Consider the following 10,584-nt stretch of genomic DNA (forward strand, 5'->3'; position numbering starts at 1 on the left):
GCGCAGCGGCCTGGAGTGCCGGGCTGGGAGGATCCCCGGTTTGCTGTCACCTGGGACATTTCGAATCTCTTGAAGTGACCGTGGAGGGGTGTTTCTGTGCGCGCGCGTCGCGGCGCGGCAGGGGCATGAGCCCCCGCAGCCCACCCCCAGCCGCACCACGCGCGCGCAGCACAACAGAGAAGCTACTTCTTGTCGTGCGAAGAGAGCCAGCCGAAGAACTCCGAATACCAGAGCTTGCTGTTCCGCGGCTTCAGGATCCAGTGGTTCTCGTCCGGGAACCACACGAGCCGTGAATCCACCCCACGCGCCTTCAGCGTGTTGTAGTAGGCCAGCCCCTGCTGGTCCGGCACCCGGAAGTCGAGTGCCCCGTGGATCACCAGCGTCGGCGTCTTCATGTTCTTCGCGAAGGCGTGCGGGCTCTGCGAGTTGACCTTCGCCTGGTCGTCCCAGTACCAGGCCCCCAGCTCCTTCGCGTGCCAGGTGTAGGCGTCGTCGCTGAACATCGCCGTCCAGTCGAAGCAGCCCGCATGGCACACATACGCCTGGTAGCGGCCCGGCTTCACGTGCCCGTTCATCCACGCCACCATGTAGCCGCCATAGCTGCCGCCCGTCGCGAACACGCGGCCGCGGTCGATGTACGGCTTCTTCAGCATCAGGTCGGTCGTCGCCTCCACGTCCTGCAGCTCCAGTTCGCCCCAGCGGTGCGTGATGCTGTCGAGGAAGCCGTAGCCGAAACCGCTCGAGCCGTGGTAATTCACGCACACCACCACATAGCCCTGCGCCGCGAACACATGCGTGTTCCAGCGGTAGTGGAAGGTGTCGCCGGCCGCCGCGTGCGGACCGCCATGGATGCTGTGCAGCAACGGGTACTTCTTCTTCGGGTCGAACCCCGGCGGGTACACCACCCAGGCCTGGATCTCGTCGCCCAGCGCACCCTTGAACCGCACGTCCTCGTACCTGCCCAGCTTCACGGGCTTCAACAGATCGTCGTTGAAGCGCTCCAGCCGCTGCGGCGCCTCATCGCCCGCGCGATGCGCATGCACCCGCGCCGGATGATCCATCGCATCGGCCGCCGTCACGACCACCTCGCCCGCCACGTCGAAGCCCTGCACCCAGCCGCCCCGCGCCACCACGGCCGCCTCGCGCGCCGCGATGTCGAAACGCCACAGGTGGCAGCGGCCCTCGTCCTCGGCCGTGAAGTAGAGCGCCTCGCCATCGGCCGACCAGCGGATCGGCCCGTTCACCGCGTGGTCCCAGGCGGCGCTCAGCACCTGCTGCTTGACCGGCGCGTCGATGCCGCGCTGCAGCACCGCCGCATGGTTGGGCATCGTGTGGCGCTTGCCCTGGTGGCTCGCGAGGAACGCGATGCGCTTGCCATCGGGGCTGTAGCGCGGCGCCTCGAAATCCCAGGCCTTGTCCTGCGCGATCACCTCGATGCGGCCGGTGCGCACCACCACCTCGGCCAATGACTTGCAATGGTCCAGCCGCTTCTCCGGCGCCGGGTCGAACGCGAACGCGACGTGCCGGCCGTCGGGCGAGATGTCGAACGAATGCGCGTCGGGGTCGCCGCGCTGCAGCTCGTAGCCGCTGCCCTCGAACAGGTCGCGCACCCGGCCGCTCTCGACGTCGAGCACCAGCACGTGCGCCACCCGCTCCATCGGCAGGTTGCGGTCCCAGTAGCGGTACTGCGCCTCGCTCGTCACGTAGGCGGTTTCCTTGCGGTCCTTGAAGGCCTGGTGGCGCTTGGCCTGCGCGGCGGCACCGCGCACATCCGGCCACACCCACGAGACGAACGCGATGCGCTTGCCGTCGGGGAACCACTTGAAGGCCTCCACGCCCGGCGCGAAATCGCTGACGCGGCGCGCCTCGCCGCCATCGGGCGCGATCACGTACAGCTGCGGCGTGTCGTCCTTCTTGCCCTGCTGCTCGCGCCGCGCGATGAACGCGATGCGCTCGCCGGTCGGCGACCAGGCCGGCTGGCCATCCTTCTCGCCGGCCTGCGTCAGCCGGCGCGGCCCGCCGCCGAAGGTCGACAGCAGCCACAGGGCCGACATGCCCTTGTTGTCCTCCATCGAGTAGCTGCCGACCGAACAGACCGCCTGCGCGCCGTCGGGCGACAGGCACAGTCCGCCGACGCGCTGCAGCGCCCACAGGTCATCGATGCTCAGGGTCTTGTGTCGGGCCATGATGGTGCGGGCCGCCTCGTGAGCGGCGTTCGTGGGGAAACGGGATTGACGGGGGATGGCGGGGAGAGGCCGGAGCCACTGCCCGCCAGGCGTCATCGGTTGTGCTTCTGCATGAACACGAGCTTCTCGAACAGCGACACATCCTGTTCGTTCTTCAGCAGCGCGCCCACCAGCGGCGGCAGGCTCACCTTCTCGTCCTTGCTCTGCAGCACCTCCAGCGGGATGTCCTCGGCCACCAGCAGCTTCAGCCAGTCGAGCAGCTCGCTGGTGCTCGGCTTCTTCTTCAGCCCGGGCAGGTTGCGCACCTCGTAGAAGTTGCGCAGCGCGGCGGCCAGCAGCTCTTTCTTCAGCGACGGGAAATGCACCTCGACGATGCGCTTCATCGTGTCGGCGTCCGGGAAGCGGATGTAGTGGAAGAAGCAGCGGCGCAGGAAAGCGTCGGGCAGCTCTTTCTCGTTGTTCGACGTGATGAACACCAGCGGCCGGTGCTTCGCCCGGATCAGCTCGCGCGTCTCGTAGACGTAGAACTCCATCCGGTCGATCTCGCGCAGCAGGTCGTTCGGGAACTCGATGTCGGCCTTGTCGATCTCGTCGATCAGCAGCACCACCGGCTGCTCGGCCGTGAAGGCCTGCCACAGCACGCCCTTCACGATGTAGTTGTGGATGTCGTGCACCCGCGCACCGCCATCCACGTCGGCCAACTGGCTGTCGCGCAGGCGACTCACCGCGTCGTATTCGTACARACCCTGCTGCGCCTTCGTGGTGCTYTTGATGTGCCAYTGCARCAGCGGCATGCCCAGCGATTGCGCGACTTCCTCGGCCAGCATCGTCTTGCCGGTGCCGGGTTCGCCCTTGATCAGCAGCGGCCGCTTCAGCGTGGCAGCCGCGTTGACCGCGAGCATCAGGTCGTCGGTGGCGACGTAGTTGTCGGAGCCTTTGAACTTCATGCGTCGCGAGGGTTTGAAGGGGGTGCGGACCAGTATAAGGCGGGCCCTATAATCGCCCGCGGTTCGAAGACAAGCCCTCGCCAACTTCAAAAAGCTGCCATGACAAAGCTGGTTTCCCTGACGAATCTGATGAAGATGACGACTCYGATTCCGGCGATCGCTGCCTCCCTGCTGCTGGCCGGTGCGGCCGTGGCGCAGGACGTGAAGCCCGGCGATGCCAAGGCCGGCGAGAAGAAAGCCGCGATGTGCATCGGCTGCCACGGCATCCCGGGCTACCAGGCGAGCTTCCCCGAGGTGCACAAGGTGCCGATGATCGCGGGCCAGGGCGCCAAGTACGTGGTCGCCGCGCTCGGCGAGTACAAGAAGGGTGAGCGCAAGCACCCGACGATGCGCGCCGTCGCCGCGCCGCTCACCGACCAGGACATGGCCGACCTCGCGGCCTTCTACGAACAATTGCCGAAGGAGCAGCCCCAGCTCGCCGAGAAGGCCAAGGCCACGCCGGAGGTCGATGCGTTGCTCAAGAAGGGCAACTGCGTGTCGTGCCACGGCGAGAACTTCAGCAAGCCGATCGACGGCAGCTACCCGAAGCTCGCCGGCCAGCACGCCGACTACCTGTTCGTCGCGCTGAAGGCCTACCAGACCAACGGCAACCCGCAGATCGGCCGCAGCAACGCGATCATGGTCGGCCAGGTCAAGCAGTTCTCGCATGCCGAGCTGAAGACGCTGGCGCAGTACTTGGCCTCGCTGCCGAGCGAACTGCACACGGTGCCCCAGTCGCGCTTCCGCTGATCCCTTCCCCCATATGCAAAACGCCGCTGCGACCCAGCGGCGTTTTTACTTGGGCGCGCGGAATTCGCACCGTAGACTGCGGCACTTCATGCCATCCACCTTCCGGGAGATCTGCTTCATGAAACGCTGGATTCCGATGCTTTGCCTGGGCGCCATGCTGTGCGCCGGCGCACACGCCCAAACCCTGCGCTGGGCCACGCAGGGCGACGCGCAGACCATGGACCCGCATTCGCAGAACGAGTCGCTGACGAATGCGATCAATGGGCAGGTCTACGAGACGCTGGTCAATCGCGACAAGCAACTGGGCATCGAGGCGGTGCTGGCCACCGAGTGGCAGCAGACGGCGCCGACGCAGTGGCGCGTGAAGCTGCGGCCGAACGTGAAGTTCCACGACGGCACGCCGTTCACCGCCGACGACGTGGTGTTCTCGGTGCAGCGGGCTCGCGAGGGCACGTCGGACATCAAGGCGTATGCGAACGCGCTCGGCGAGCCGAAGAAGATCGATGCGCTGACGGTGGAGTTCAACCTGCCCGCGGTGARCCCGATCTTCCTGCAGCACGCGACGCTGGTGCAGATCATGAGCAAGGCCTGGTGCGAGAAGAACAAGGTCGTGAAGCCGCTGGACTTCAAGAACAAGGAAGAGAGCTACGCGTCGTTCAACGCGAACGGCACCGGCCCATACATGCTGGTCTCGCGCGCGCCGGACGTGAAGACCGTCTACAAGCGCAACCCCGCGTGGTGGGGCAAGTTCGAAGGCAACGTGCAGGAGGTGGTGTACACCCCGATCAAGAGCGACCCCACGCGGGTGGCGGCGCTGCTGTCGGGTGAGGTCGACTTCGTGCTCGACCCGGCCCCGCAGGACGTGGCGCGCTTGCGCAGCACGCCGACGGTGAAGGTGATCGACGGGCCGGAGAACCGCATCGTGTTCATCGGCATGGACCAGAGCCGCGACGAGCTGCTGTACGGCAGCGTCAAGGGCAAGAACCCCTTCAAGGACCTGCGCGTGCGCAAGGCCTTGTACCAGGCGATCGACATCGAGACCATCAAGACCAAGCTGATGCGCGGACAGGCCGTGCCCACCGGCGGCATCACGTCATCGGCGCTCGGCGCCTACAACGATCCCGAACTGGAAAAGCGCCTGCCCTTCGACCTGGAGTCCGCGAAGAAGCTGATGGCCGATGCCGGCTATGCACAGGGCTTCGAGGTGACGCTGGACTGCCCGAACAACCGCTACATCAACGACGAGGAGATCTGCCAGACGCTCGCGTCGATGTGGGCCAAGCTGAACGTGAAGATCCGCGTCAACGCGATGCCGCGCGCGACTTACTTTCCGAAGGTGCAGAAGTACGACACGTCGATGTACATGCTGGGCTGGGGCGGCTCGATCACCGATGCGGAGACGACGTTCACGCCGGTGCTGCGCAGCCGCGGCGAGGGTGGCATTGGCGCGTGGAACATGGGCGGCTCGAAGGACGCGAAGTTCGACGAGCTGGCCGCTGCGTCGAGCCGTGAGCCTGATCCGAAGAAGCGCGAGCAGTTGATCAAGGCCGCGCTGAAGCAGCACAACGAGCAGGTGCTGAACATCCCGTTGCACCGGCAGGTGATTCCGTGGGCGGCGCGGGCGAACGTGGATGTTGTCCATCGGGCCGACAACTGGCTGGAGTGGCGCTGGATCACCATCAAGTGATGCCGCTGTCGCGACGGCGCCTGCTGGTGCAGGCGCTGGCCGGTGCCGGTTTCCTGGCCGGCGGCGCGTGGCCGCGCCTGTGCGCTGCGGGCACGCTGGTGGCCAACGTCACCGCGCTCTACACCGTCGAGGTGGCGCGGGTGGCGGTGCCGACGGACACCGAGGCGGTGGCGCGTGAGCTGAGGGCGTGGCCCGGCCGCGTGAGCGTCGGCGGAGGCCGCTACAGCATGGGCGGGCAGACTGCGCTGGCCGGCGGGCTGCAGCTCGACATGCGGCAGATGAACCGCATCATCAGCCTGGACGTGGCGCAGCGTCGCGTGCGCGTGCAGGCCGGGCTGCGCTGGCGCGACCTGCAGGAGGTGATCGATCCGGTCGGGCTCGCGGTGCAGACGATGCAGAGCTATGCCAACTTCACGATCGGCGGCTCGGTCTCGGTGAATGCGCATGGCCGCTATGTCGGCAATGGCCCGGTCAGCAACTCGGTCCGCGCGTTGCAGCTGGTGCTGGCCGACGGCAGCGTCGTCGAGGCGGATCGAACGCAGAACGGCGAGCTGTTCCGCGCCGCGCTCGGCGGCTATGGCGCGGTCGGCGTGATCACCGAAGTGGAGCTCGACCTGGTCGACAACCTGCGCATGGAGCGCAACGTGCGAGTGCTCACGCTCGACGACTATCCGAAGCACTTCCACGACGATGTGCGGGACGACACGACGGCGGTGATGCACAACGCCGACCTGCTGCCGCCGACCTTCGACCGGCCGGTGTCGGTGACCTGGCGCCGCACCGATAAGCCGGTGACGGAGGCGGCCCGGTTGGTGTCGCGCGGCCGGCGTTATCGGCTCGAGCGCGGCGTGCTGTGGGCGATGACCGAACTGCCGGGTGGCGGCTCGCTGCGCAGCTCGGTGGTGGAGCCTCTGCGCTTCAACGGGCCGGCGGTGGTGTGGCGCAACCACGAGGCCAGCCTCGACGTGGCCGCGCTCGAACCGGCCAGCCGCGGCGCCTCGACCTACGTGCTGCAGGAGTACTTCATTCCGCCGCGGCATTTCGCGCCGTTTGCACGCCGGCTGGGCCAGGTGTTGAACGCGCACCAGGTGCAGGCGCTCAACGTGTCGATCCGGCATTCGCCGGCCGACGCGCTGTCGCTGATGGCCTGGGCACCCGAGGAGGTGTTCTCGTTCGTCCTGTACTACAAGCAGCGCACCGATGCGGCGGCCTGCGAAGCGGTCGCGGTGTGGACGCGCGAGCTGATCGACCTGGCGCTGGCGCACRAGGGCCGCTACTACCTGCCGTACCAGCTGCACGCGACCCGCGAGCAGTTCGATGCGGCCTATCCGCAGGCGCAGCAGCTGCGCGCCTTCAAGCGCAGCGTCGACCCGGACGGCAAGTTCAGCAACAGCCTGTGGGCGCGCTACCTGTGAGCCGAACCGGCCCTCAGTGGCCTGTCACCTGGACCTCGTTGACGATCGCGCTCCACGACTGCGGGCCGGTCTTGCCGGAGATCCGCACGCCCAGCACGCCCGCCAGCGGTGTGCCGCTGAAAGCATAGCTCGCGCCGCCGGCCGCTGCGCTGTTGGGGTAGGGCGTCGCGATCGCCCAGCCCGATTCGATCCAGCGCGTGCCGTCGGTCGTGTACTGCAGGCTCACGCCCGATTCGAAATAGCCGTTGCCGTAGCTGTCGATCGCGCCGTTGATGAAGGTCACCTTCGAGACCGCCTTCGCGGCCGTCCACGTGACGCCGGCCGCTTCCCACTTGCCCGTCTCGCCTTCGCCGGCGGCATTCAGCGTGACGCCGGTCGTCAGCTTGCCGTCGTTGATGCCGGTTCGCGCCTGGCGGTTCGCGTTCGATAGCGCCGTCGTGTTCTTCGTCCACACCTGGCCGCTGCCGCTCGCTTCGATCTGCGTGTCGCCGCTGCCGCCGCGCGCCGTGAACGCGGCGCGGATCGAATGACCGGCCTGCACGTCGCTGAAGGTGTAGCTCGTCACCGCACCGATCGACGCGCCATCCACCGTCACCGAGCTGATGTCGTAGCCGGCGTTCGGCACGATGCTGAAGCCCTGGCTGCGACCCTGCACGACCTGCACCGTGCCGCTCGGCACGATCGATCCACCGGTGCCGGCCGATGCGTCGATGCTCAGCGGCGCCGTCGCGCCGTTGTCCAGCCCGGCCTTCACCGCCGACCAGAAACTCGCGTCTTCATAGCCCATCGCCCACACGCTGGTGCCGGCCAGGCCGTACGCGTTCACCAGCGCAGTCTTGGCCTGGATGCTCTGCGCATCGTCGTACCAGAGTGCCGGCTGCTTGGTCGAATTGCTCCACTCGGTGCCATCCGGCTGCTTGCGCACCGTGCCCCAGGTGGCGTACGGCGTCGCCGAAGCCGCATCGCGCTGCAGCACCGCATTGGCATGCGAGGCCAGCACCGACGGGTAGCTCGACCAGTGCACCACCTGTCCGGTGCTGTAGTCGTAGCCGTAGCTCGGCAGGCCGGCCAGCACCTTCGAGGCCGGCACGCGCGACACCGCGTACGACAGGATCGCCTTCTGCCAGTCCAGGCCCGATTCGGGGCCCGGCCACACCTCGCCGTTGAAGCCGCTGCTGGCCCAGCCGGGGCCGACCTCGTCGTAGGTCATCACCTGGAAGTAGTCGACCACCGCACCGATCGCCGCGTAGTCGTAGCCGCCCAGGTAGTCCGGCGCCTTGTCGCTGGTCTTCGGCGGGATGCTGATCACGAGCTTCAGCCCCTGCGCATGCAGGCCGCCGGCCAGCGCGGCGATGAACGCGCTGTGGTTCGCCTTGTCCGACGGCTGCACCGCCTCGAGGTCGATGTCGATGCCCGCAAAACCGTTCGCCGTGGCGAGGCTCACCAGGTTCGTCACCGCCTTCGCGCGGCTGGCCGCGCTGGCGAGCACCGCCTTCGAGATCGCCGGGTYGAAGCCGCCGGCATCGTTGCTGTAGTCCGAGACGGTCGGGTACAGCGGCAGGCCCTTGCCCTTCGCGAAGCTGATGATGCTGCGCGTCGTGTTCGTCAGGCCCTCGGTGCCGACCGTGCCGGCGGCCGTCAGGTTGTAGGCCGAGCCGAGGCCGACGGCGCTCAGCTGCGCGTGATGGGCCTGCAGGTTGGTGTACGACTGGCCGAGCTGGCCATCGGTGTAGGCCAGCACGAACGGCGCGGCATCGGCCTGCGAGGTGGCGACGAGGCAGGCGAAGCTGACGCAGGCAAGCGAGGCCACGAAGCCGGCACGGTAGGGGCGGAGTTTTGAAAGGGCTTTCATAGCCCCATGGTGACCGATCTGCGCGTTGGCAATTGTCAGCAAACCGTAGCGTTGGTAACGCGCCGGTCTCACCGGCGGTTCAGCGCGTCGCGCGGCGCCTCACGCAGTCGATGTACTTGTGCCCGTCCGGCGGCAGGCCGCTGCGCTGCGAGGCCCAGATCATCTCGCCCAGGCACTCCATCATCTCGTGCTGCGCCTCGTGCGCCGAGCCGCGCCTGGCGGCGAGCAGCGCATACGCCTGCTTGATGCCGGTTGGCTGGTCGATGCTGACCTGCTCGCTGATCGACAGGTGCATCGACAGGTGCAGGAAGGGGTTGGTGCGGCCGTCTTCGACCTCGTAGACCTTGGCCAGCGCCGCTGCTTCATCGGCGAGGTCGGCGTGGTACTCCGGATGGCCGGCGATCCAGTCGGCGGCCACGGCCTCCATCGGCGTCAGTGGCAGGCTGTCGCGCTGCTTGCGGTAGGTCTCGCAGAAGAAGCGGCGGACGTCGTGCTGGGTGGGGGCGAACATGGGGGGATTTTCGCCGAGCCGCGGCGGCCGGGTTGGCGTGGGGGTGCTGGGGGCGTGGAACCTGTTGCGGCGGAATGTTCACTCAAGGGATTTGCCGGTCGGATCCCCTATGCGAACTTCACTTCAAACACCGCGAACTGCCCTGACGACACCCGTTGCCTCATCACAAAAGAAGCGCATGTCCTGGCTTGAGATCCTTGGCGAGCACAACGTTGAGACGGTCATTGAGAGGCTGCAGGGGTGCGAGGAACCGCGGGTGATCGACCTGGCAGGAAGGGGGCTGGAGCCGAAGCATGTCGAAAAGCTCCAGCAGGTGCTGGCGCACGCGGGCTGCCCGCCATGTGCCTTGATTCTCCGGGGTGCCATATTGCCGAGGCTGAGTCCGATACTCCTGGGCGCCAAGGCTCATCTCCCGCTGACCAAGCTTGACCTTCACGGAATGTCGATCGAGCAAGGCGGGGGGCTTCGMTGGATGGGTCCCCTTCACATCGAGTTGATTGCCGAGCTTGTGAAGGCGCCGGGCAGCCAACTGAGCGTTCTGGATCTTGGCGAGCAGGCGCTCAGTGGCACGAAGGAGGTCCGCGGGCGGCCAGTGATGCCGTCCGCGACGCTCAGGCAACTTCTGTGGGCCGTCCGCTCGAGCAGCGTCATGACTTCCTTGCGTCTCGATGGTTCCAAGCTGCAGAACACCGACTTGGCTGTCATTTCCGAAGTTCTGTTTGCCGTGGACCTCCATTCAGATGAGCCCTCGAAGCTTGTTCATCTGAACCTCGCTGGGAACACGGCTTTCACCGCCGACGGTGTGGCGTGTTTCCTGGCTGCGACCAAGTGGTACCCCCTGCGGATCGAGAGCCTGAATCTGGGCCAGGTCGAGCTGAACGATGCATGCCATTCCGAGGCTTTGGCGCTGCTGGAGAGGTCGTGCACCTTGTGCGAGTYGTTGCCCTATTCCCTCAAGGATTCGAACTCACACGGTGACGATTCGCTGCTGGCCGCCGTGCTGAAGCAGCTCGATGCGAACAAGGGGCGTCGCAGGGCGCAGCTGGCCGCAATCTGCCTTTCCTCTCCGGTACCTCTTCCGGGGGAACTCTACCCCCTGATCGGCAAGAACATCATTGACCTGGAACGGTCGGGTATCCGCAAGCCCACGAACGATCGAGGCCAAAGGGTAGCGTCGACTGTCGGAGAGGATTCGGC

8 protein-coding genes are annotated in these 10,584 nt (G+C 66.7%); 4 read left to right on the forward strand and 4 right to left on the reverse strand.

Annotated features, from left to right (window positions below; genetic code table 11):
• Window positions 1–182: 182 nt before the first annotated feature.
• Window positions 183–2,186, reverse strand: a complete 2,004-nt coding sequence (locus tag AC1D12_RS13445) for a S9 family peptidase (RefSeq protein ID WP_477840916.1) — start codon at window positions 2,184–2,186, stop codon at window positions 183–185.
• 92 nt (window positions 2,187–2,278) lie between these two features.
• On the reverse strand, window positions 2,279–3,133 hold the full coding sequence (locus AC1D12_RS13450) for an AAA family ATPase (RefSeq protein WP_047503055.1): 855 nt from the start codon (window positions 3,131–3,133) through the stop codon (window positions 2,279–2,281).
• 126 nt (window positions 3,134–3,259) lie between these two features.
• On the opposite strand from AC1D12_RS13450, the gene AC1D12_RS13455 reads away from it, so the two are divergent.
• From AC1D12_RS13455 to AC1D12_RS13465, 3 genes are all read left to right on the forward strand, one after another.
• Complete coding sequence (locus AC1D12_RS13455) at window positions 3,260–3,922, forward strand: c-type cytochrome (protein ID WP_477840927.1); 663 nt, start codon at window positions 3,260–3,262, stop codon at window positions 3,920–3,922.
• 118 nt (window positions 3,923–4,040) lie between these two features.
• Window positions 4,041–5,609, forward strand: a complete 1,569-nt coding sequence (locus tag AC1D12_RS13460) for an ABC transporter substrate-binding protein (protein WP_477840919.1) — start codon at window positions 4,041–4,043, stop codon at window positions 5,607–5,609.
• Entirely contained in the window at window positions 5,609–7,024 is a 1,416-nt protein-coding gene (locus tag AC1D12_RS13465) for an FAD-binding oxidoreductase (protein ID WP_477840921.1), read from the forward strand. The genes AC1D12_RS13460 and AC1D12_RS13465 overlap by 1 nt, the downstream gene beginning before the upstream one ends.
• A gap of 13 nt (window positions 7,025–7,037) precedes the next feature.
• Here AC1D12_RS13465 and AC1D12_RS13470 read toward each other — a convergent pair whose 3' ends face one another.
• The gene (locus AC1D12_RS13470) at window positions 7,038–8,834 is read right to left on the reverse strand and encodes a glycosyl hydrolase family 18 protein (protein ID WP_477840923.1); all 1,797 of its coding nucleotides are present in this window, start codon (window positions 8,832–8,834) and stop codon (window positions 7,038–7,040) included.
• A gap of 121 nt (window positions 8,835–8,955) precedes the next feature.
• Entirely contained in the window at window positions 8,956–9,387 is a 432-nt protein-coding gene (locus AC1D12_RS13475; RefSeq protein WP_477826936.1) for a DUF1841 family protein, read from the reverse strand.
• Between the two features lie 178 nt (window positions 9,388–9,565).
• On the opposite strand from AC1D12_RS13475, the gene AC1D12_RS13480 reads away from it, so the two are divergent.
• Window positions 9,566–10,584 (forward strand): hypothetical protein (locus tag AC1D12_RS13480; RefSeq protein WP_477840925.1); only part of this gene is annotated, 1,019 nt, incomplete at its 3' end.

The sequence above is a fragment of the Rhizobacter sp. P1_G5 genome, assembly GCF_056405435.1.

Bases quoted from the DNA above. Each gene is read 5' to 3' on its own strand.
- AC1D12_RS13445 (WP_477840916.1), bottom strand. From the start codon at position 2,186: ATGGCCCGACACAAGACCCTGAGCATCGATGACCTGTGGGCGCTGCAG.
- AC1D12_RS13475 (WP_477826936.1), bottom strand. From the start codon at position 9,387: ATGTTCGCCCCCACCCAGCACGACGTCCGCCGCTTCTTCTGCGAGACC.